Genomic DNA, 25,734 nt, shown 5'->3' with positions numbered 1-25,734 from the left:
CGGCGTCATTGCTGCTCCTCATCGTCGCTAGGGGTGTCCAAGCGGTTCAGGCGCTGCCAGTCGCTGGCCGAGCACTGTCGGCGCAGCTCGGCGAGGGGCTTGTCGTGCTCGGCGTTGGCCACCGAGCGACGCGCCACGCCCCAGCCGCTGGCAGACGCCAGCGCCGCCAGGCCGGCGCCCAGCGCCGCAGCGGACGACGCCTCGAGGGCCTCCTCGTCCTGACCCTCGGCCGTGGCGTCGTCCGACTCGGCGACCGCGTCTTCTTCTGCATCGGGCTCATCCGGCACTGGCTCATCCGCCGGCGCTTGCTCAGGCGCCTCGGGATCCGTCTCCTCCAGCGGCGCCTCTTGCGCCTCGACTTCGGCTGCCACTGGCGCATCGGCCTCGGCCGGCGACGCGTCCTGAGCGGCGGGCTCGGCCATATCGGCGGCGACGTCCGAAGCGATGGCGGCGCGCATGCTGCTCTGGCCAACGCCCTGCTGACGCTCGACCCAGTCGTCGATCAGCTCGCGCAGCCCTTGCATGCCCTGGATCGGCTGGCCGGGACGCGCCGTGGTGACGCTATCCACCGAGCGGCCACCGAACAGGCCGTCCGGCGTCAGGTCCTGCCAGGATGAGGTCTCTTCCTCGCTGTCGGCCTCGAACTGGTCCTCGGTGTAGACCTCCTGCTGCACCTGGCGGATCAGGTCGAGGCGGCCCTGGGCCAGGGTGACCACGGCCATGACCTGCTCTTCCTCGCCGGCACCGCTGACCTCGATGCGCACCCGGCCAAAATCGCCGATCATGACGTCGCGGTCGAGGTTGCCATCGAAGCCGTCGTTGCCGCCGCCGCCGATCGCCACGCTGCGCCCCGGACCCAGGATCAGGGTGTCGTTACCGCCCTCGAAGTGGTTGTCGGTCTCGACCACAATCTCGTCGGCGGAACGCGTGACCAGCCCGAAGTCGCCGAGCAGGATGTTGTTACCACCCCGCTCACCGTCGAGCGTGTCGTCCCCAGGACCGCCGAGCAGGATGTCGCGATCCACCCCGCCAATCAGCTCATTGCTGCCGCCCAGGTTGGTCGCCTCGGTCTCGGCGAGCACATAGCGGCCGCTGGTATTGCTGCGGATTTCGCCGAGATCGCCGATCACCACGGTTTCGCCGCCGGCGTTGTCGACGTGATCGTTGCCGACCCCGGCGATGATCTGGTCGTCGCCGTGGCCGGTCACGATGGTGTCGCTGCCGCCGGTAGCACTGAGCGTGTCGAGGCTCTCGACCCTGGCGCGGGTGCCGTCGGCGTGGGCCGTGATGCGGCCGTTGTCACCGACGATGACGTTGTCGCCCGCCTCGGCAGTGATCGTGTCGCTGCCATAACCGCCGAGGATCCAGTCGTTGCCGGCGCCGGCGGTGATGGTATCGTCACCGCCTTCACCGTTATGCCGCGACTCGAAGCGCTGAATCACGCCACCTTGCCGGAACTCGGCCCGGGCATGGTCGCCGGCCACCAGATTATGGCCATCGCCCACTTTGATGCGGTTGTCGCCATCGCCACCGATCAACAGGTTGTCGCCGTCACCCAGCCAGATGTGATTGTCACCGCCGTGGCCCACTCCGCTGCTGACGGCCTCATCCAGATAGCCTGCCGCGTTCCAGACCAGCTCACCGTAGTTGCCCATCACGCGATTATCGCCATCGCCGGCCTTGATCCAGTTGTCGCCGGCGCCGCCCAGCAGCAGGTTATCGCCTGCCCGGCCGATCAGCACATCGCCGCGGCCGCCTGCCTCGAAGCGGGTGGTGACATGCGCCAGGTCGCCAAGTTCATTGACCTTCGCCAGCACTACGTCGGCATGATCCCCCACCAGCAGGTCATTGCCGATGCCACCCACCAGGAGATCGTGGCCCCCCCCGCCAAACAGCAGGTTGTTACCGCCCATCACCTTGAGTCGATTATCGGCATAATTGCCGGGGTCGGTGGTATGTACCGCAGTCACCCGCTGGCTATCCAGCAGACGCAGGTCGTTAGGCCCGTCGCCGGGCGCGAGCACTATCTCGCCATGGTCGCCGATCAGGATGTCGTCGCCGTGGCCGCCGGTCAGGGTATTGTCGCCGGCCGTCAGGCGGTCGCCGGTGCCATGATCGACATCGGCTTCGGCGCTGTAGAGCGTCATGACGCGCTCGGCCATGCTGAGGCGCGACGAGAGGTCGACGTCGATGCTGCCGTTGCCGTAGAGGTGGTTGTTGCCGCCGGTACTGGCGTCCAGCAGGTTGTTACCCCCGCCGCCAAACAGCTGGTCGTTGCCGCTGCCGCCGATCAGCGTATCGTCGCCGCTGCCGCCTACCAGCACCACACCGCCGGTGGCGGCACTGGCATCCAGCACGTTGTTGCCGACCTGGGTAAAGGGCTGGGCCAGCTCGCTGGGCCCTTCGCCACCGGCGCTGTAGCGCTCGCCGCTGCGCTCGGTATTGCCGAACACCAGCAGCGGCAGCTGGGCATCATAGCCGCCGCTGACGGTGATATGGTCGCCGCCCATGCTGCCCGAGGAGTTGCCGCCGCCGTGTACCGCGGTGATCGGCATCTCGCGGATCACCCGCGAGGCCTGGGGCACGTCGGCCATGGGCCGGTCGAGTACCAGATTGCCGTCGATGTCGATATCCAGGATGTCGACCCGCTGATCCTCCAGTAGCAGGGTATCGCCGCGGCGGAAGCCGTCGTCGAACCAGCTGCCGTCGTCGTCACGTACCAGCAGCGCCTCACCGGCGCTGTTCTCGCCGAGCGCATAGGCGCCGTCGTAGATCACCGCATCGACGTCGAGATCGATCTCCAGGGTGTTGTCGCCCGTGCCCAGCAGCAGCTCCACCACCGAGAAGCCGTGGTACTCGATGCCACGCTCGGTGGTGATGGTGACTTCCTCACCTGCAGCGTTTTGGTAGCGCTGCTCCAGGGGATCGCCGTCGCCCATGCCGAGACCGCTGAGGAAGGTGCTGGTCAGCACGCCGTCGAGGTCGGCCACGCTGGCGTCGGCGTGCAGCATCAGGGTATTGGTGTCCTCGTTCTCCGGATCCACCTCCTCGACGCCGGCGTCACCCTCGTCGCGCTCTTCGTACTCGGCGCGCTCGTAGGGCAGCATGATCGCCTCATTGAGCGAGCGGTCGGTATCGCTGGTGCCGCCCTCGAGAATCAACGGCCCCTGGATGCGGTCGAGCACATTGGGCTGAGCAGGGAAGTCCATGTCGTTGAGGGTGTTTTCCGCCGGCACGTAGTAGGTATCGGCGCTGACGCCGATCTCGACGCGCTTATTCCAGTTGTCGGCATCGAATACCACCGCCGGGGCATCGACCCGTGTCAGGGTCAGCGCCTTGTCGTCCTGCCCATCAAAGTCGAGCTGCGCCTCGTTGGTGAGGTGCAGGGTGCCGTCCTCGACGTTGTTGACCTTGAAGGTGCCGTCCAGGGCGTCGCCCTCGGCGTCGTTGAGCGACAGGTACATGCCGACGTTGAGTCCCAGGTCCTGCCACTTGCCCTCCTCGAGCACCAGCCGCGGCCCGGCGTGGGCACCGGGCAGCGCGGTCACCTCGACGTCCTCGTCGAGCACGCGGTCCATGATGATGCGCGCATTGTCCTGCCAGTCGAAGCGGGTAAGGCCGTCGCTGTTGAGGCGCACCGTGACCTCGTCGTCGGGCTGCTTGGAGAGCCGCAGGAAGTAGCTGTCGCTGCCGCCTTCAGTGGTCACACGGGTGCCGCCGTCGGTCTGCTGCACCACCAGCGAGGGGCTGTCGTTGTCGTAGACGCTGACCCGCACGCTGCCGAACTCGACGTCGTGGAAGGCGGAGTCCTTTCCCTCGTTCGACTCGATGGAGAAGCCAACCCGGGTATCCAGGCGGTTCTGCCGCTCATCGTCGTCAACCGCCTTGAGCTCGATGGTGCGCGTCTCGTCCCAGTCGTCGGCGGTAAATTCGATGCCGTCAGAGACCGACGTGCCATTCAGAAGTTGTGCTTCAAGCCGCTCGTCCATCTCCAGGTAGACGGTCACGGTCTCGCCTTCCTTGGGTGCCGACGAGAGGCGCAGTTCGAAGCTGCTGCCCGGCGCACCGAAGTCGTCACCCTCGATCACCTGCAGGCGATCGTCACCGGGCACGCCGAACACCAGATCGCCCTGGCTGCTGTCGTAGACGGTCACCATGGTGTTGTTGATGGCCTGCTGCTCCAGCGCCTGGAGTTCTTCGGGCAGGTCGCCGCCATTCTCCATCTGCGCCCGCGCCAGGTAGCTCACCGTCACTTCGCGGGTGCCGCTCACCAGGCTGTCTTCGGGGGCCTTGACGTAGAGTCTTTGCTGATTGCCATCATCGTCCACCGCGACCCATCCATCGTCGGCGTCATGGACGAAGTCGACGGTGAGCGCATGCTGATAGTCACCGTCCTCTTCCAGGGCCAGCTTGACGGTCTCGGCATCGGCGCTCTTGTTGCGCAAGTTGGTCGAGGCCATCGCCGCCGACACGGTCAGCGTGACCATGGCGCCGTTGAACTCGTCACCCTTGGGCAGCGCCAGCGACAGGTCGAAGAAGTCCGCCGGACCGCCCTGTACCACGCGGGTGCCGCCGTCGGGCTCGTCGACCACCACCGCGCCGCGCGAGGGGTCGGCCACCGTCACCGGCAGGCCGTCGGCGAGCAGGCTATTGTACTCGTCGTCATCAGAGCCGATGGTGTGGGTGACCAGGCTGCTGCGGCCTTCCGGATCGGCAGAAACCACGCGTCCGGTGACATCGCCACCCACCACGAAGCTGCTGCTGCCGACCCCGCCGATCAGCTCGGTGACCACATCGGGGCTGGTGCTGAGCACGAAGAAAGTGTCGTCGCCCTCCAGGGAGTCGACGCGCACCCGCTGGATGTTGTCGAAACCGATATTGAGACCAGCGCCGAACACCCCGTCTTCGGTGATCACGAAGTTGTCGTCGAGCTCGGTACCCAGCACGGTGATGGTGTTGTAGCCGGCACCGCCGTCGATGCTCACCGGGGCATTGATGTTGTACTCGATGTTGTCATCGCCGCCGCCGCCGTAGACCTCGATATCATCCTCGGCGACGAAGGCACGGATGATGAAGTCGTCGTTGCCGTCTTCGCCCTCCATGCGCAGCAGCGCCTTGTTGCTGTAGACGATGAACTCGTCGTCGCCGTCGCCGCCGTAGATCACCAGCGACTCGCTGTTGCCGTAGCTGAGGTAGCCCTGGGTGGTGGGCGTGACGTTGATCTCATCTTCGGGCCCGCGGATGCCGGAGAGGTAGTTGCCCTCTTCGTCGGTGGCATTGGGGTCGTCGGTGAAGATCTGGCCGATCTGGAAGCGATCGTTGCCGTCGCCGCCGTCGAGGGTCATCAGCGCCGAGGTGTCATCGACCACGAACACGTCGTTGCCCTCATGGCCGTTGACGGTGACCCGGCCGTTCATGGTGTCGTCGTAGTTGATGCGCTCCACCGCGGCATCTTCCTCGACGCCGGTATCGCCGTCGCCCTCCATGCGCGCAATGAAGTTGCGCCGAATCAGGAACAGATCCTCGGCATCGTTGCCGACGTCGTTCAGATCCCTATCGAGGTTGCCGTCGTAGCCGTCATAGCCACGGCCCTCGATATAGAGGTAGTCGACGCCGTCATTGATCGCACCGCTGTCTTCGACGGTGATTTCGTAGTTGGCGTTGGCATCCTGGCGGGTGACGATACGGTAGACGTCGCTGCCGTCGCCGCCGTCCAGGGTCAACAGCTCATCGCGGTCGTTGAGCTCGACCACCGTGAGCAGGTTGTCGCCGCCACCGCCGAGCAGCGCGATCTCACCGAGCAGTTCGTCGGCATGCAGCATCAGGTCGTCGTCGCCGGCGTTGCCGTCGAAGATCATCTTGCCGCCGGTGGCATCGATGCTGCCGTGCACGCGCAGCACGTCATCGCCCTCGCCGAGCTGGACCTCGAGGCGCTCGGTGATGCGATGGTCGCCGTCGAAGGTGACATGGTCGTCGTCCTGGCCGCCGCTCAGCGTCAGCTTATCAGCCTCGATGCGGCCACCCAGCGTCAGGATGTTGTCACCGTCGCCGGTGTTTACGTCAACGCTCGGCGCCTGCAGCAGCACGTCATTGCCAAGGGTCCACGCCTGGCCCTGGGTATCACCGCCCTGCAGCAGGATGCGCTCGCCGGCGCTCAGGGTGCCGGCCTCGAGCTCTGCGAAGCCCGCCTGACCGGAAGCGATGCCGGTCTTGGGCATCTGCAGATGCAGCTCGATCGCGTCGCGGGCATCGAGTCGCACGCCATCGTCGTCGATGACGATGCCCTCGGCGGCATAGACGAGGATGCTGCCCTCGTCGGCCACGACCTCGACGCCGTCGGTGAAGGTGATCACATCGTCGGTGTCGCTTTCGTTGGATGAGAAGGTGATATCCCCCGAGGAGCTGACCACGTTCTCGCTCACCGTCATCGGGCTGTTGGTAGTGATCTCGATATCGCCAGCGGCGTGCATGCCGCTGTCGTGGATGGTCAGCTCGCCGCTGTTGTCGAGGTAGACGCTGCCCGCCGTCGACTCGCCATCCAGTGCCCCGGTGGCGGACGTCATGACGCGATTGGCGTTGCCGATATCCCCCGTGGCCGTCAAGCGAACGTTGTCAGACACGAGATTGACTTGGCCGCTCTCCAGGTCGGCACTCTGGATGCCGCCGTCAAGCGCCGTGATATAGGCCTGTGCCCCACTATTGGACACCTCGACCTGGCCTAGCGTCAGTTCGCCCAGATTGGTGTGGTAAACGGACTCGAAGGTCTCGATATCCACCCGGCCGCTGACCTGGGTGACCACATCCTGAATACCCTCAGCCGTCGCGACCCCGACCCCGCCGAGCATCGAGCGCAGCATCAAGCGTTCCGCCTCGACAATCGGCGACAGGTCGATCTGCTCGCGGTGGTCGACGATCCAGCGGTCGGCGCCCAGTACGACCCTGCTGCCTTCGATTCGGCCCAAATAGAGATCGGTATCGAAGCCAAACAGGTTGATGTCGCCGCCCGCCGTGACGTTGACCGCACCCGTGCCGTGAGTCGCCACCTCGATGCGATCGCCCTCGGCGCTGGAGAAGTCGCTGTCGACGTGCCCCACGCTACCGCCGGCTTCAAAGTTGATCTCCTGGCCCAATACCTTGAGCAGGCCATGCCCAACGCCATCCAGGATGTCGCCCTCGGCTAGCACGTTGATGCTGCCTCGCTCTGAATAGAGCGAACCGATATTGAAATCCTGGGTAAAGGCGTCATCACCCTCATTGAAGGATGAGAGCCAGATCGATTCCTGAGCACGTGCCGTTACCACGGCATCATCACTCAATTTGAGTCCTATCCGGTCCTCCTCACTGCCAATCTGGCCTTCAGACGCCTCCAGAATGATGCTGGCACCGGTAAGGGCCGAGTCACGGGCTTCGATGCTGCCGCGCACCTTGACGCGAATGTCCGCCTCGGCTTCCAGCCGACCGATACTGAGATCGTCGTTAGCCCCCAGATACAGCGAACCGCCGCTGACGATGTTGAGCCTTGCGTCCGGCTCGGACATCGCCACGACAACGTCATCTCGCCCATCTATCACCACAGTGGTCAGCTCACGTCCTTCACTGCTCTCGGCAGTGGGGTCGTGCATGACCTTACCGATGGTGATAGAGCGCTCAAGCTCTTCGAAGAGCTCGTCATCGGCGACGATACTCAACAGCAAATTGCCATCATCATCCACACCCTCGAAGGTGTAGTAGTTACCATTTGCCGTGTAATTGACGGTTTCGCTGGCCTCTTGGCCATTGAAGTAGAGCGAGTCGCCCACCTCGAGGTCGACATCCGGCGATTCGCTCACGTTCAACAGCGACTGCCAGTCACCATCCAGGCGTTCAAGCGTTACCTGGGTACGCTCATCGACCGTATCGCCAACCTTGAAATTGACATCGGCAAACGTCAGATCGCCTTCGATGTAGGTCAGATCACCTCGCTCTGCCGCCGAGAGTGCCACCAGGTCATCTTTTGAAAGACTATCGAACCCACCACTGATATCGATGACATTGGAGCCATCCACCGACCCCACATCACCACCGGCAACAATCGTGATGTCACCCGCGGCTTCGATATTGGGCTCCTGAATCTCGACCTGGGTGCCCGTAGTTTCCTGCAACAGCCCCTGACCGACCATGTTGAGCAACTGGTCTTCGGTCCACACCTTGACGTTGGCTTCAATGTGGTCGATCTCTTCCTGAGTCAGTTCAACCTCGAAATCAGGATCGAAGGCATCATGACCATAGGTTTCATGCAGGTCGTGATACTGATTGGTCCGCGTGGTTTCAAGCGTGGCAAACTCTTGCTCGATGGCGGCGTCGATCTCATCCTGCGAAACAGGCTCGCCGTCGTTATCACTCGCCAATACATCTGCGAAGTACACCTCCAGCGACGGCCGATAGCGTTCACGCTCCTCCTCGCTGAGTGACACCACGGCATCAGGATCATAGTCGCCGCTATCCGAGAGTGCATTGCGGGTATTCCAATAGAACTCATACTCGCCGGTCTTACGGGCTTTCAGGTCATCCTTGGCCTGATCGACACGACCGTCTTCAGTCAGACTCAATGCGGCCCAAACACCGCTGCTAAGCTCCTCGTAGGTTCGCTCATCGATCTCGGCATTCTCGTTGGCATCAAGCAGACTGCCGTCAATCTCGATATTTACCGTACCACTGGTGCTGACCACTCGCTCGACGCGCAGGTCGCCATTTATCTCGGCAAGATGGATGTCTCCCGCCGCCTGGGCGTTGAGTGTATCGCCACCGCGCTGGTTGAGACCGATCTCTTGTGACCGGTTACTGGTATCCAACTGTAGCGCCTGATCCTCGCTGCCCAGGTTGAGACCTGCCGCAAGCACCACGGATCGCGCTTCGATAACCCCGTCACTCGCCTGTGTAATGCCATCGGATGACTGAAGATACACATCGCCCTGAGATGCAATGACGTCATCGAGCCGCAAGTCGTCACGGCTACCGATGACAATGTCATCAGTATTGGATTCAGCGCTCAGCTGGCCACCGTGAAGCTGCACGTTGAATGCACGGCGCAGCTCGCCATCATCGTCGAGATCAACGACGCTGCCAATGCCCTCTCCGGCGCTCAGCGTGACATCGCGACCGGAAACGACGCCAGACGGCATGGCGTCATCATCGTCACCAGCGGCATCTCCCTCCTCATAGCTTCGATTACTGAAACGGATCTCGCCATCTGATGCAATTCGCGTGTCGCCTGTATCGTTCTGCAAGCTGTCGCTGAGCACCACATCGCCAACCGAATCGACGCTGATACTACCTTCTTCATGGCCGAAGAAATTGATATCGACATCGAAGTCAGCCTGTAACTCATGGGTATGGCGAATGCTTTCCCGCTCGGTGAAGAAAAAGTTCTGAGTAATAGTACGCTTGCCATACCAGCTACTCGAGGTCTCCCTCTCGCCGAGGTAGAAGTAGCCTTCTACGTCTTCCCCCTCTATCTCGATATACTCGATGCCGTCTCCGCCGCCATCTGGATCACGCTCCGAAATAGACGAGTCATTACCATAGTCGTAGCGGGTATCATTGCCGCTATCGTTATAGACATAGCCCTTTTCCGGTGAATCCTGGGGCAGCAGGAAACTGTCTTCGTTAGTGACCTCCCTTTCGAACTCATCGGGGGGGTCGGATGCCAGCGCCGAGAGACCTGCCCAACTGGAGGTCGACGCTGCATAGTCAACGCGGTTGAGGTTGATCTCCATCACCTCGAAGGCGTAACGCATGCCATCCTCGAGGGAAAAACTGAGATCCTCCTCGCCGAGCAGCTCCGCCATGCTCAGCGTTTCGCCGACATCGGACATGCGGCCGGTGCCGCTTATATCAAATTTACCCTCGGCGTTACGCGACACCGTCAACGACGCCGTCTCGTTTCGGGTCGACAAATCCCGATCCACGATGGTCAGACTGCCAGAGCCAGGATTACTGACATCCAGTGCTGCCAGGTCGAGCCCGAAACGGGTTTCGTTGTTGACATCGATCTGGCCGTAACCTGCCATGACGTCGATCAACCCTTTGCCGGTATTGATCAGGGTACCTTCGATGCGTACATTGCCGCCGCTTATGACCACCTCATCGACCTCGATCATCCGCGTCTCGGGATTGAAGCCGATGTTGACACCGCTTCGCTGAGAGGCATCCTCCAGGAGGAAGGAACCGCTCGCGCCTCGCTGAAGCTGGCGTTGGATATAGGCCTCATCCTCTTCAGAGATGTCGATATCGTAGGTATCTATGCCACTCTTGATATAGCCATTGAGATTGATGATATCGGCATCCAGCACGATATTGCCCGCCTGCAGATTGGGCGTATCCTTGGCGTCATCCAGTGCATCGAAAAGATTCTCAGCGTTGTCATCGCCTTCCAAGACATCCAACTCTGAACCGCCTAACAGATTCTCCCACCAGTTTGAATCGCCCAGATCAGGAATAGTGAATTCCCGGTCGTCCACCGGCGACAGCCACTCATCGCTGAACTGACGCACCAACTCTTCAGGCAGGTCGCCTAGCGTGAAGCGGCTGACACCGGTCACGCTGATGTTATCGTCGGCGCGTGCAGAGAAGCTGCCCGTAACAATGGATGCCTGTGATACACCGCCGTCATCACCGAGTTGAATGCTGTCACCGCCGCTGGACCCAACCTCGAAGTCCTGCCCGGCAATCACCAGCATATCGGCCAGCGGGGCAAAGACGCTGCCCAGCACCTGCACGGATGAGTCCGGCACATCGCGGTCGAAGCCATCCAGGAACAAGCTGCGCGCGTTGTCGCCCACGAACTCGCCGCCCAGTCCGTCTCGGATGCGCGCTTCATCCTCGGCGGTGATGTTGCCCGCATTGAGGAAGGAGTTGACGACCGTGATGATTGGCGTCTTCTCGTCATCGGCCTGGTAGCCGAAATCGGCGATCGGGGTCGTCGCATAGCGCGGCGTGGCGTTGATCAGGCTGGTCTGTGAGGCGCGCTCATTGAGCACCTCGTCGGATGCGACTTCCACCCCATTGAAGTAAACGCCACCGATGCGCTCAGGAATCAGGATGTCACCGATTACCACGTTAGCCGGCACCTGATTGAGTATCGTGACATTGACGTCCTTGGGAGCATCCAGCGTGCCATCACCCACGGCAGCGTTGCCGCGGATATCGATACGCCCGGCAGTGGCGTCGATATCATCCAGCTCGATCTGTATTTGATCCAGGCGGATAGGCACGACTTCGACGACACCGTCGGCTTCTAGCTCAGTGGCCAGGTTACGCTCGATCAACTGATTCTCGATGCGCTCGACTTCCGCCTCGAGTTCCTGAATCAGGGCATCGGAGCCAATGCCTCGGAAGTCATCGAGGCGCCGATTGGCATCGCGAAGCTCTTCGAACAGGCGGCTGTCGACCGCGCCCATACCGAGCTCGTAGCCAATGTCGTCAAAGCCAGACAGGGCAGCGAACAGCGTATCGAAATCGACCACATCGTCATCATTGTCGATCGCATCGAGCAAGGAAGCGAGATCCTGCCCCTCTTCGAGGCCGATGGCCAGTGACTGGTTACGGTTGATACCGGTTTCCAGCTTACCCTGAATCTGCACTACGCCCAGCGCATCCGAGCTGGCGTTGCCACCGGTGTCTTCCAGACCACCGCCGCCTAGCGCACTATCCAACGCACCGAGTGCCGAGCTCACCCAGTTGACCGCCTTGGCGCGGGCCACCATCGGGGTCTGATCGAAATCATCGGCATGCAGGTTGATATCACCACCCGAGCGCAGATGGGCATTATCGCCGATACCCACATGGTTGTTGCGGAAGATATTTACGGTGGCATCCACGTCATCGAAGGGCAGCGCGCTTCCGGCGAAGGTATCCACCGATGCCGAAAGACGGTAGCGATCGCCGTCAAGCTGTGAATTACGCCCGGCCAGCGCCCAGATATCCCCCATGACAGTGGCATCGCTGGCATCGATATCCACCGTATTGCTCGGTGCCAGCTCCAGGGTGGCATAGCCCACGCTGACACTCGCCCCGCCGTAGACATCCATGTAGATCACGGCGTTGACATTCGCCTCGGTATTCGCCGTGGCGAAGAGGTCGCCGTATGCCATCAGCTTGGCATTGCCGACGTTGACGTTGGCCAGCAGATCATTGGCAATGATATCGGTCGTGATGCCGGCACCGGCGCCAAGCCCGCCCGAGGTGTAGCTGGATTGATCGCGGATATCCAGCTCGTTGAAGGCACGCAGGGTGATATTGCCATTGCTGCCACTGGAAAGGGTGGTCAGTGCGGCATCATCGGCGACCGCTACTTGGGTATCCAGCCGGACGTCGATGGCCACAGCGGCCCCGCCGCCGGCTACTACGCCATACACCTCTCCCTCGTTATTGGAATCACCGGCTGCCGTGACATCGCGCTTGAAGGCATGGGTGGTCGCCGTCACGCTGATGGCATCGCCCAGCAGCTCGCTGTATTCCCCGACGCCTGCTTGGGTGGTCAGATCGAAATCATAGGCCATGCTGGCCCCGCTACCGGCGATGATGCCACCGCTCAAGGTACGACCACGGCCATCGCCTTCGACTTCCTGCCGCGCATTCACGCGTACTGCATCGCCCTCGCTGCTGGCGATCAGTGTCGCGTTATCACCGACCAACGCCCCGACCTCGGAGGACAAGGCCATGTCCAGGCCTACGCCCGCCCCGGCCACGGCACCACCACTGCCGGCAACCACGTCCACGAAGCTGAACTGCTCGGTATCGGCAACAATTTCGATGCTGCCCGTGTTGGCTTCGATCCTGGCGCCATCACCCACTAGCGAGCGGGTTAGTGTGTCCTGTTCCAGCTCACCGATCGATGCGCCGGCCGCAACCACGCCTCCGGCGTTACTGGTCGCTTGACCCTCGAGGCGGGTCTGCTGCCTGGCCAATACAGATACCGCTCCCAACGCAGTCACAACGGCGCCATCACCGACTCGCGCCATCGCCTCGCTGGTGTCACGGATCAGCACATTGGTCGAGTCGACGCCGATCAGGGCGCCGGCCGCACCGCGTGCGTGAGCATCCACGTTGTTGCCGCTAGCGGGCACCGCCATTTCGGCGATGATATCCAGCGAGCCCACGTTCAAGAGCGTGTCGCTGGCATCGCCTTGCTGATCACCGATATAGGCAAGCACTCGTGATGCGAGCGTGACCTCAGCCACAGAGACCCCGACGCTGGCACCACCCGCCGACACGCCCAGCATTTCGGTAGTCAGCCGTCGAGTGGCCTGGGCGTGGATGCCCAGCTCACCTTCGACATGGGCTTGCACCGACTGCCCCAGATACGCCTGCACGATGTTCGCCATCTCGATACTGGCAGCATTGACCGTCACTGCGGCAACGCCGGCTGACACGGTCTCACCGATCACCTCGACGCTATCGTCGGCCCAGGCATCTACCGTGATGCTGCCCAGCGCGACGTCCTGGCTACCCAACGTCGCCTGATCGCCGATCCAAGCGGCGGTTCGCCCCTCGACCTCAGCGATGCTGACCGAGGCACCGGCTGCCACCTGGCCAATACTGGCACCACGCGCATCCAACTCGTACTCACGCTCGGCACTCGCCAGCACTGAGAGGCTCTCGGCACGCTCGACGTTGACTCCCCCCATGGCGCTACCCCCGCCGAGATGCGCAAGCTGCTCCGTCGAGTCGAGCAGCACCGTCGACTGGCCGGTGGCGGCGATGCCGGCAGACGCCGCGCCACCGTAGGCACGGCTGATCACTTCGGCGTCGAAGTGGCTGTCGACCACGATCTGGCCGGCGGCGTATAGCTCGGCGCCGTCCAGCACCGCAGCCGTGACCGCGCCCTGCAGCTCGGTCACGCCCACCGCGGCACCGACGCCGGCGATCCCGCCGATGGCGCCGGAGCCGACGGTCTGGTCGATCGCCAGCGCCTCTTCGGCGCGAATGGTGATATCGCCCTGCTCGGCCTCCAGACGCACGTCCTCGCCGACGGTGGCCGCGGTATCGCCAACGCCACTCTGCACGTCCAGCTCGACGTCGAAGCCCATGTCGGCCATGGCCCGGTTGGTATTCTCACGCTGCTTTCGATCCTGCTCACCGGCGTTGTCGGGCACATCGAAGTTGTCGTCGAACTCGTCCTGATCGAAGGGATCGTCCTCGTCGTCCTCCATCCCCGAGTCGTCGGCATCGGCGCCCTCCTGCAGGCCGTACTCGCCGTCCTGCACGCCGTCGAAGATATCGAACAGGCTCTCATTGCCTTCGCCCTCGCCGGCGTTAAGACCGGTGATCTCATCGAAGTTCTCGTCGCTGACCCCTTCGCCCAGGCTCAGCACCGACACGGCGCCGGAAATCCCGCCCAGCAGGCCAGCGCTGGCTGCGACCACGGTGGAGCGCAGCGAGCGTTCGAGTTCGGCCTCGACCTCGATATCGCCGCGCTCGGCGAGGATCTCGCTGCCGCTGGAAACGGTGGCGCGGGTCTGCTCCTGCAGTACCGCCACGTCTACCGCGGCGCCGGCGCCAGCGCCACCGATGCCCCCGGCCCCTACGGCCAGGAAGTTGTCGCCCAGCTCCTCGTTCTCGTTGAGCAGGGTGGTGGTGGTGGCACGCACGCCGATATCGCCGTCGCGCGAGGTCAACGACGCACCCTGTACCAGCGCCTCGGTGTCAGAGTTGGCGGTCAATACCGAGGCCGAGATGGCGGCACCCACCGCGCCGACACCTGCGCTCATCACCGATAGCGACAGCTCCATGGTCTGATGGGCTTCGACGTTGATATCATCCTCGGCGACCAGCTCAGCGTCGATGACCCCGGCGCGTACTCGCGGGTCCATGATACCCACCGCGAGCGAGGCGCCCAGGCCAACGGCGCCGCCGGCCCCCACCGAGCCCACCACGAACAGGCCGTCGATGGTGTTCTCGGCGGTAACGTCGATGCTCTCCGCATGCACCTCGGCATGGCGGATGGTGGCTTCGGTGTTGGTAGCGATATTGACGGCACTGGCGCTGCCCGCCAGGCCACCGCCCATGGCGCTTACCGCAACGCCGGCCACCACCGTATCGAACTCGATATTGGCGTGGGCTTCGACGGCGACGTGACCGGCATCGATCATCGGCGCCTGGCTGCCGTCGCCGTGGTCGGCGGCGTCGTAGCCGCTGCCGTCGATCCACGCCTGGGTGTCGTGGGAGAACAGCGATACATCCACCCCAGCGGTAGCCCCTACCGCCGAGATATCGATGGCCAGGGCGCCGCTGCCGCTGGCGGCGTCAGCCTGGTGGTACGCCCTGACCACCACATCGCGCTGGCTGTTGACCTGGGCATTGCCGATATAGGCATGGGTGCTGCCGGTGATGCCGTCGACGGTGACGTTGGCGGCCAGGGCGCCAAACACCCCGCCGGCCGCGGTGATCGAAATGGTATCGAAGGCCATTCGGCTGGTGGCCACGACGCTGACCCCGTGGCGGGTCTCCTCTTGCCAGCCGTCGTTCCACTGGCGCAGCGTCAGGCCGTCGCCGTTGCCCTTGGCGTTGACGGTGGCGCCATCATCGATAAAGGCCAGGGTATCGCTGCCCAGCTGATCCACGGCGACCCCGCCGCCGACCGCCGCGATGCCGATGGCGATGGCACCGAGGCCGATGGTGCTGCGATCGTGGCTGTCGGCGTGGACGCCGATGCTGCCGTCGGCCTGCAGCGCCCCGCCGCTGACGGAGGCCTGGGTGGTGTTGGCGATGGTCGAGGCGCCGGCGTTGCCGGCCCCGGCACCGAAGGTGCCGTAGGTCACCCCGGCGATGATGATCTCGTTCTCGCTGCGCGACTCCGCCGAGAGCAGGATATTGCCCTCGTCGAGGGTGGTCAGGCTGGCGCCATCGCTGATCGCGCGAATGTCGTTCTGGATATCGTGGTAGGCCACCGAGATGCCTGCGGCGCCGCCCTTGATGGCGACGCTGAGCTGAGTGCTTACCGAGTGGATCACACTGGTATCCAGCGCCTCGGCATGGATGTTGCCCCCGGCCTCGACCGTGGCATCCTTGAACTCTGCGGCGATATCCTTGCGCGTGAAGTTGAGCGAGGTGGTACCGCTGAGTGCCGCGATCCCGGCCACCGAGCCGCCCACGGCATAGGCGTTGATCGCCGAGTTGGAGCGGGCATCGAGCAGCACGCTGCCCCCCGCGGTGACCTCGGCGTCGCCCTCGATGGCGGCACGCAGCACATTGGCCGCGTCGTCGGTGGGATCATCGGGGTTGCCGCCGATGTAGTTGTAGGCGAAGTAACCCGCCACGGCGAAGGCCCCCGCGACGCCACCGGCCACGGTAAAGGCGTTGAGCCCCAGATCGTCGCTGGCGGCGAGGGTAATGTCGCCGCCGGCATCGACCGTGGCGTCGACGATCAACGCCTCGACGTTGGTGCGCATCCAGTTGAGGGACAGCGCACCGGCCACAGCCCCCTTGCCGCCACCGGCGCCGCTGAGGGCGAAGCTCCATATCTGATCGCCGGCCATGGGCCCGTTGGGATCATCGAACTCGGGAGGGGCGTCGATGCGCTCCTCGTCGGCATCGTCGTCGCCCTCCACCTCGTCCTCGGGCAGCATGTCATCGTCGATCTCGATATCCGGCAGGTCGTCGCTGCCCGCCCGCAGCAGATGCGCGTCCACGCCGATGTCGCCAGCGGCATCCAGTTCAGTGTCGGCCCCTTCGATGCTGGCCACGATCCGCGAGGCCATGTCGTTGGTGGCCGAGGCGCCGGCCAGCCCTGCGGCGCCGCCGACTGCCGCGGCCCCGGCAACGTTGATCATGATCGGCGTTACCGTGGCCGTGACAGTGATATCACCCTCACGGGCGGTCACCTCGGCGCAATCATCGATGCTGGCGAGCACATCGTGCTCGGTGAAGTTGATGCCGATCGACCCCGCCAGCGCCACCTTGCCGGCGGCGGCGCCACCGGCGGAGAGGTTGAGCAGCTGGGTCTGGGTGTGGGCATCCACCGTGACGCTATCGCCGGTCACCGTCGAGCCGCTGATCACCGCGGCGACCTGGCCCTCGACGTAGTCGCTGTTGCCGTTGCCGCCATCGAGCGTCAAGAATTCGTCGTCGTAGTCGGCCGACTCGTCGCTGGTTTCATCGATAGTCCGCGAGGGGTCGGTGGGATCGCCGCCGATGTAGTTGAACGACAGCGCCGCACCGCCGGCCAGCGAACCGGCAGCGGCCAGGCCGAAGGCGAAGTTGGCCAGGCCCTTGTTGTCGCGGGCGATCACGTCCACATCGCCCTGCGCCGTGACCACCGCCTCGTTGGTGATTTCGGCGCGCACCGTGGAGCGCATCCAGTTGAGCCCCACCGCCGCCGAACCGGAGGCCTTGCCGGCCGCCGCCCCGGCGATGCTGATATTGATCACCCCGGAGGAGAAATCCATGTTGGAGAAGTCGCGCGCTTCCATCGCGCGTGACTCCTCACCCTCGTTCTCGTCGTCATCCTGGGTGTTGGCATTGGCCAACTCATCCTGGCTGAGGCCCAGCGCCGCCAGGTCGAGGCTGTCATCGCTGTCGATCAGCCCCGCTTCGACCGCGACATCGCCGCCCGCTTCGAGGGTCGCGCCGTTGACGCTGGCCAGGATCAGGCTGTCGGTCTGCACCGTGCTGCTGCTGATGCCGCCGGCCACCGTACCGGCACCGGCGGCACCGATGGAAACTACCACCACCCGGGCGCGATCCTCGGCGGCGACGCGAATATCGCCGTCGGCCTCGAGCTTGGCGCCGTCGTTGACCATGGCCGCCGCCTGACCGGAAATCAGGTTGACGGTGATGGCACCTGCCAGGCCTACCTTGCCGGCCCCGGCGCCGCCGAAGGCCACCGAGACCACCAGGGTATCGGAGACGGCCACCACATCGATATCGCCGCCGCTGACGATCTTGCCGCCGCTGATCAGCGACTGGCCACGGGTGTCGATCAGGTTGACGCTGACGCTACCGGCAATCGCCACCTTGCCGGCGCCGGACGCCGCCCCGGTGATCGAGATCAGTTGGCCCTGCTGACGCGAGGCTACGCTGACGTCGCCGTCGGCGACGATGTCGCTGTCGGCCACGTAAGCGGCGACGCTGTTCTCCAGCCAGTTGACCGCCAGGCTACCGGCCCCGGCCACCTGTTTGCTGGCCCCGGCGCCGATCGACAGGCTGCGATTGAGCCCGACGCTGCGCCCGGCCACGCTGACCTCTTGGGCGCCGCGCAGCGAGCTGTCCTCCATCCGTGCGATCACCCCTGCCTCGACGTCCTCGTCGCCGCCGAGCACGGCGCTATTGCCGCCCACGTAGTTGATGCTGATACCGGCACCGACCCCGGCGGTGGTACCGACCCCGACAGCGCCAGAGAGGGTAAACAGGCTGGCGCGGTCGGTGGCCAGCACCTCGACATCGGGCGCATCGCCATCCAGCCGATAGTGGCTGTCTTCTACCGCAGCCTGGGTCAGACTGCTGATCAAGTTGATGCCCACAGAGCCCGACAGGCCGAAGCCCTTGCCGCCGGTGGCCACGCCTACCGACGCGGCCATGGAGATCACCAGCGCCTCGCTCTCGGCGACCACCGACAGCGCATCGACCTCGACGCGCCCGTCATCGCTGGCGTCGCCCACGCCGTCGCTTAGCGCTTCGACCCGGTGGTTGATGAAGCTGACCGCCGCGCCGGCGCCGATCCCGGCGTTGCCGCCAGCGGCGACGGCACCGGCGATCAGGATGGTGTTGGAGGCGTCGCGGGCGGTGATGCCCAGCTCGCCCATCTGCCCCGCCTCGAGGCGCAGCAGGCGCGCATCGACGCTGCGCTGGGAGACCAGCGCCGCAGCCGAGCCGGCCACACCGGCGCCCTTCTTGCCAGTCGCCACCGCCATGCCGGCGGCGGCCACCACGCTCCAACCCTCGAGTTCGGCCTCGATGGCCAGGTTGCCGCTGCTCCAGTCGCCGATATCGGCCACCTCGGCGACGGTCTCGCCGCCCTGGATGGCCACCGCGGCGGCACCGGCCACCGCCACCGACTTGCTGGAGGTCGAGAGCGCGGCCCCGCCGGCGAGCATGCCGATATGCGTCGAATCGTAGGCGGTCACCGCCACGTCGCCGTCAACGGCGACTTTTTCCAACCCGCGGATCGCCGCCACGGCGTTGTCTTCTCCTACGTGCACGATGGCCGCGCCGGAGATGGCGAGGCCTTTCTCGCCGCCACCGCCGCCACCGCCGCCGCCTTGGCCGGCCTTGCCGCTGAACTCGGCGATGACGTTGTCGTAGTTGGCCTGGTTGTTGGGCAGCTTGCCAGGGTCATCGCTGCTGCTGCCGCTGCTGCCGCCCCCCGAGTTGCTGTCCTTGCCGCCGGCCTTGGTACCCGCCACGGCGAGATTCACCACCACGCCGCTGTTGGCGGCGCTGACCTCCAGGTCGCCGCCGACCAGCAGCGTACCCGCGGGGTTCGAGACGATCGCGTCGCTGCTCGCGGTACCGATCCAGGCCTGGGTATCGCGATCCACCACGCTGACCGCCGCCGAGGCGCCTACCGCGGCCTGGCCGGAGGTCGAGAAGCTGCCGGTGAGGTTGATGGCATAGGTCTCGTCGTTGGCGCTGACGCGCAGCGCCGGGCCGTCCTCATCGACCTCGCCGTTGCCCACCTTGATCAGGGCGTCCTCGGCGATGCTGGCATGGGTCCGGTTGTCGATGACGTTGGCCACCGCCGAGGCGTTGAAGGCGAGCTTTTCCGCCTTGCCGCCCGAGGCGCCGATGCCGAGCACCAGGCTCGAGGTGTCGGCACTGACATCGAGACTATCAGCCAGCAGTACCACGTTGGATTCGATCTCCGCCGTCGACTGGCTGGCGAGCAGGTTAGTGGTCGCGGCGGCGCCGATCGCCACGCCGTCGGACTTGCTGCCGAAGCTTGGCGAGCTGAAGATCGCCTTCTGCCACTTCTCGGCATTGAACGAGCCCGCTCCGCCGATGCCGCCAAGCTTCAAGTTGCCGACCACATTGAACAGGTCGTTGGCGCTGCGCGCATTGACCGCGATGTGCTGGTCACCGTTGAGATCATCGAGCTCGGCCAGGTCGTCCTGGCCCTCGACGTTGAGCCGCGCGCCGTCGCGGATCCGCGCGTCGCTGTCCTGGCCGAGCAGGAAGACATTGCCGGCACCGGCGATCGCCAGCTTTTCGCCTTCTGCGGTAGCCTGGGTCCAGCTGTCGAAGCTGCCCTTGAGGCCAAAGTTGCTGGTCATGTAGCCGGCCAGGGTGCTGATCAGCTCGGGAATCTGCTGCTCCAGCGGCGTGCCGACCCGCTCCCAGCGCTCCGCATCGCCGAAATCCTCTTCGCTGAGGTCGATATTGCTGCGACTCTCGCCCGTGTAGGCATAGAGGTTACCCGCTTCACCGCCAGCGCTATGGCCGTCCTCGACGATGACGGTATCGCCGTTGCCGAGTGACTCGACGCTATCGCTGCTGGCGTATTTGGCACCAGTATCGCCTTCGGCCAGCGAGCGAATCTCGTTGTACACCTGGGCGTGGAAGAGCCCGTTGGGATCGATCTCGTTGAGGCTGTCGGCGGAGACGTCGATGCGCCCGCCGGCGTCCAGGTCGACATTGCCCTCGATGCTGGCGTTGGCGACATTGTCCTGGATGCCCACGCTGACGGCGCCGGAGATCGCCACCGCGGCGGTCTTGTCCTCTTTGTCCTTGCTGGTCTTGTCGCTCTTCTTGTCCTTGGCACTGCCCTCGCTGCTGCCGCTGGACTCCTTGGAGTCGGTGACCTTGGACTTGAGCCAGCGCTTGAGCGGATTGTCGCTGTCGGTGCCGGCGCTGCTGTCCTTGGCCGCCGAACCGCTGGCGTTGACGCTGGGACGATGGGCGCTGACCGCCTCTACTTCGACGTCGCCGTCGGCATCGATGACGGTACGGGTGTCGACCACCTCGCCATCGCGATTGCGGCCTTCGTCCAGGCCCAGGCGCGCCTCGGCGACGTTGTTGTCGATCATTACCGCGACCGCCGCGGCCAGGTCGAGCTTCTCGCCGCTGTCGGCGGTCTTGGCGGTGCTGTCCTTGTCGCTGTCGTCACTAAAGAGACCGGAAACCACGCTCTTGAGCTTGGAGGAGATCGGCTCGAGCAGCACCAGCGGCGACTTGCCGAGATCCTTGGCGCTCTTCTCCAAGCCGTCCACCACCCCGGAGGGGCTAGCTGCGGCAGTGCCCGCCGAGGCGCTGACGCCGTTGGCGCTCTTGGGGATATAGACAAAGAAGGTGCCAGAGATCGCCTCGCGGCGGGTATCGGCATTGACGTTTACCGCATTGTCAGCGCGTACGTCGCCGGCCAGCTGCGCCTCGGTGATGCCGTTCTCGACACCCAAGGCGATGGCCACGCCGACCTTGCCCTTCTTGGCCGCCGAGGTGGACGACACCGCGCTGCGCTCGAGTGTCCGCGCATCGACGCGGATATTGCCGCCGTTGCCGTCCTCATCCGCTTCGGCGGTGAGCTCGGCATCATCCCACACCATGGCGCGGGACTGAGTATCGAGCACCGCCACCGCCGCCGAGCCGGCAAAGCCCTTGACCGCCGAGGGTGACGAGGTCACCGACTGGGTGGTATCAACGCGGCTGTTGATATTGATATCGCCCTCTTGGGCGTGCAGTTCACCGTGAACATGGATATTGGAGTGGGCGATCAGGGTGCTGACCGAGACCCCCACGCCCCAGGACTTGGTGGGCTCCACCGAGGCCTCGAGCACCACGATGCTGTCGATGTTGATATCGCCCTCGGCGATCAGTTCGGCGTCGGCGCCGATATCGATCAGGCTCTCGGCGATCAGCGTCGAGATGCTGCCGAACAGCGACAGTCCTTCGACGAAGTCGGTGGCGGCGTCCAGGCCCATGTCGACCCAGCTGTTGCCGCTGTCGAACAAGACCAGCGAGCGGTCCGGATTGTCGATGCGCGACTCGATATCGATCTTCGCCGCCTCGAGGCGCGCATCGCCGATGACCACCGACAGGTCGAACAGGCCCACGTCGACAAAGCCATTGGCCGGCGAGCCGTTGAAAAAGCCCATCGGCTGGGCGTAGAGGCCCAGAGCGCCGCCGGCTTCCAGCACACTGCCGCCGTGGACCTCGATCCCGGCGGCCTCGATGCTCAGGTCACCGGCGATATCGAGTATCGCACCGTCGAGCACCACGCCGTCGGCCACCAGAGTGAGGTCGTGGCTGCCGCCGGTGCTGATCGAGGCACCGTCGAGGGTCAGGATGCCGCTGGCGGCCAGCGTGACCTCTTCATCGAGGCTGATATCGACATCGTCGCCTAGGGTCACGTCGCCGAACCACACATAGTTGATCTCAGCATCGCCGTCGACAAACCTGATCGGATCGAACGCCGACAGATCGTCGACGCTATCGCCGGCATCGGCCATCACCTCGATGCGGCTAGACTGATGGCCGCTGGTGATCTCGATGGCGTCTTCCTCGAGATCGGCATCACCGATATCGATCATGAAGTCGGTCGCCACCTGGTTCGAGCCGATCAGCTCGCCGGCCACGCCGCTGCGCAGGGTCAGGGCATCGCCGTCGAAGTCGCTGGCGTCGATATCGGCTGCGTCCACGCCCTCGGCCACCTCCAGCACCACGCTGCCAATATCGCTGAAGGAGGTCTCCAGGTCGTCGTCATCGCCGTCGATGGCGTACGTCAGGCTATCGGCATCCAGGGTCATATCGCCGGCATGAAGCGCCACCAGGGTGTTGTCGCCACCGCCGCCGTCGAGGTCGTGCTCGCCGGCCTCGTCCAGCTCAAAACGGTCGTTGCCGCCGCTGCCGGTGGCGGTCAGGTTGCCCGCCCCCTGCATGGCGATCCGCACCCCGCCGGCCTGCAGCTGGGCGCTCGCCGTCTCGCTGCCCAGGTCACCCAGCGCAAGGCCGAGCGCGTCGAACAGCGTTTCGACGGCGTCCTGCTGGTCGCCCTCGCCGAGGGCCTCGAGGGTCATGTCGCTTTCGGCCTCGAGCATCAGGGTGCCGTCGGCCAGTTCGAGCCGTGCCTCGAGGCCGTCGACGCTGCCCAGCGCCTCGACCAGATTACCCAGGGTACGCACGCCATCCAGCGAGACCACCTGCGGGTCGGCGTCACCAACGCTGACCCCGAGCCGCAGCGCGCCTTGAATATCGCCGCTCTCCTCTTCGATCTCGCCGGGTTCGTCCTCGGCGGAGAAGATCGCCGCGAAGTCCTCCTCGCCGAGCAGGTCGGCAAGCGCAGTAGCCGCGGAGATGCCGTGGTAGCCGCTGGCGTCGACATCCAGATCGGCATCGCCCTGGCGAATGATCGAGACCCGCTCCACCGCTTCATAGGTAGATTCAGTGGACGCAGCGTCGTCTTCGAGGGTGAAGGTGTCGCCGTCGAGGGTGACCGACTCGATGGCATCGTCGAGGCGCAGCTCGAGGTGGTCCTCGCCGCTGCCGCCGACCACGATGTTCTCGCCGGCACCGGCGATCAGGTGGTTGTCGCCGGCCTGGGCGTTGAACTCGCTCACGCCCTGACCGCCGATCAGGGTGTCGTTGCCGCTGCCGCCCTCCAGATACACCTCGCCCGTGAAGGCACTGGCGTCGAGGCGGGTGTAGCCGCCCTCGATGGCCTGCAGGATGCCGCCGTGGATATTCTCCAGCGAGTCACGCCCGACCTGGCGCGACTGCTTCTTGACCGCGTCGTGGCTGGCGCTGCCGGCGCTGGCCTGGGCCACACCCAGAGTGGCCAACGCCAGGGCGAATTCGCCCTGCTCGTCGACGGCCATAAAGTCGTTGAGGAAGCGCACCGTCCAGAAGCGCTCGCCGTCTTCATTCAACCCGCTGGCGACCTGGACGTTTCCCTCGCCGATCTCGGGAGTCGCCTCGAGCAAGCGCTGGATCTGCAGCGCCTCGGCGTCGGCGGCGATGGCCTCGCCGATCTCGTCGCCGTCATAGAAGAACTGCACCGCCTCATCGGGGTCGCCGTCCCACACCAGTTCGTACTCGGCCACCGCGTCGCCGTGCAGCAGTTGGTCGTCGTCGAGTTCGAGGAAGCTGCTCGAGGCGCCCATCACGCGGTTCTCGCCGTCGCCGCCGTTGAGGGTATTGCTGCCGGTGTTGCCGAACAGCACGTCGTCGCCGCCGCCCCCGTAGAGATGATCGTCGCCGGCACCGCCGATCAGCAGGTCGTCGCCGTCGCCGCCGCGCAGCACATTGGCACCGGCCACACCCTCCAGGCGCACGTCGCCGGAGAACTCACTGGCATTGAGCTCGTTATCACCCTCGCCGCCGATCAGGATCGCCAACTCGACGTTCTCGAGCACATATAGCGCATTGCCATCGACGCTGAGCGAGGTGTCGGTCAGCGTCATATCGGCGTCGGCCTCGAGGCGCAGCTGGTCCTCGTCGCTGTTCTCGCCACCGTCGATACTGCCGCTACCGTCGGCGGAGAGCAGGAAGAAGTCGTCCTGGTCGCTGCCGATGGCGGTGACCTCTTCGCCCTGTAGCTGGAAGGTCACCCCCCCGAGTCCATACTCGCTGGCGTCCAGGGTCATCCCGTTGCTTTCGGCGGAGGCGCCGAGGATGATCTCCTCGGGGTGGTGCGAGAAGCTCAGTACCGTGGTATCACCAACGCTGACTGTGGCCTCGCCGTCGCTGGAAAGCGTGATGTTGCCGCTGTCGCGCTCCACCAGATAGCTGTCCAGGGCGTCGTCGTCACTGACGAAGGTGTCCTGGCCGCCGCGCGAGATCAGCAGGTTCTCGTCGGCCCCCCCTTCGAGGGTGTCGTCGCCGCTGCCGCTCTCGAGGATGTCGTTACCGGCCAGGCCGCGTAGGGTCACCCCGCCGTCGCCGGCGATCAGGACGTCATCGGCGTTCGACCCCTCGAGGATGCCGAAGCCGCTGACGTCGCCGGAAAACCCGGTAGCCGTGCCGCTGCCGAGGTCTACCTCGACGCCTTCGTCGTACTCGATATAGCTCAGGGTGTCGTCCGAACGACCGTCGAGGCCGTGAACGCCGCTTAGGGTGATGCCCTGGTACTCGTCGTCCTCGGGCTCCTCGCCCACCAGCACGCTGCCTTCATTCAATACCGCGAAGAAACTGCCCGCGTTGACCGAGGCCACGCGATGCTCGGCGTCGCTGTCGTCGAGCTCGACCTCGACCACGCCGCTGAACGACAGGTTGTGAAAGTTGCCCTTGCCGCTTTCGTCGCCGTCGAGCAGCCACTCGCCACCCTGGTCGCCGCCATAAACGATTCGATCATCGTCGTCGCCGCCGTCGAACACGATGTCGAGATCTTCCGCCCCGGTCAGATCGAGAATATTGTTGCCGCCTTCCTCCCCCAGGAAGGTGAACGTCAGGTGGTCGGCATCGCCAAGCAGCCCGTTATCATCGTTGAAGCTGAACCGATCGTCCTCGTTGCTGGCCTCGACCTCGACGCTGATTACATCACCCAGCGCCATGCCCTCGATCAGCTCCGGACCGTCCTCACCGTTGAGGTCGAGGAACTGCAGCTGCTTCTGATTACCCTCCTCCACCACCCGCACTTCCAGATCGGTGGCCGCCTCCAGCGCTACCGACAGAGGGTCGGCAGAGAGCAGCATGCGCGGCTCGAGCCCTTCGAAGACGAAGCGCGACTTCTGCGCCTGGGCGCGGCTGCGCTTGCGCGTCAGCTTGGCGACCAGGGTGGCCAACGGCTTACGGGTGGGCTGGAAGGGGCGGTTCATGGCGGTTCTC

At 64.6% G+C, this 25,734-nt stretch carries 1 protein-coding gene; it reads right to left on the bottom strand.

Translation table 11 applies throughout. The features are described from left to right. Positions 1–5: 5 nt before the first annotated feature. Positions 6–25,724 (bottom strand): hypothetical protein, encoded by a 25,719-nt coding sequence (locus BWR19_08130; protein APX92899.1) that lies wholly within the window; start codon positions 25,722–25,724, stop codon positions 6–8. Positions 25,725–25,734: the final 10 nt, after the last annotated feature.

The sequence above is a fragment of the Halomonas sp. 1513 genome, from assembly GCA_001971685.1.
GTDB lineage: Bacteria > Pseudomonadota > Gammaproteobacteria > Pseudomonadales > Halomonadaceae > Franzmannia.
This window is presented reverse-complemented; position numbering and strand designations above follow the sequence as displayed.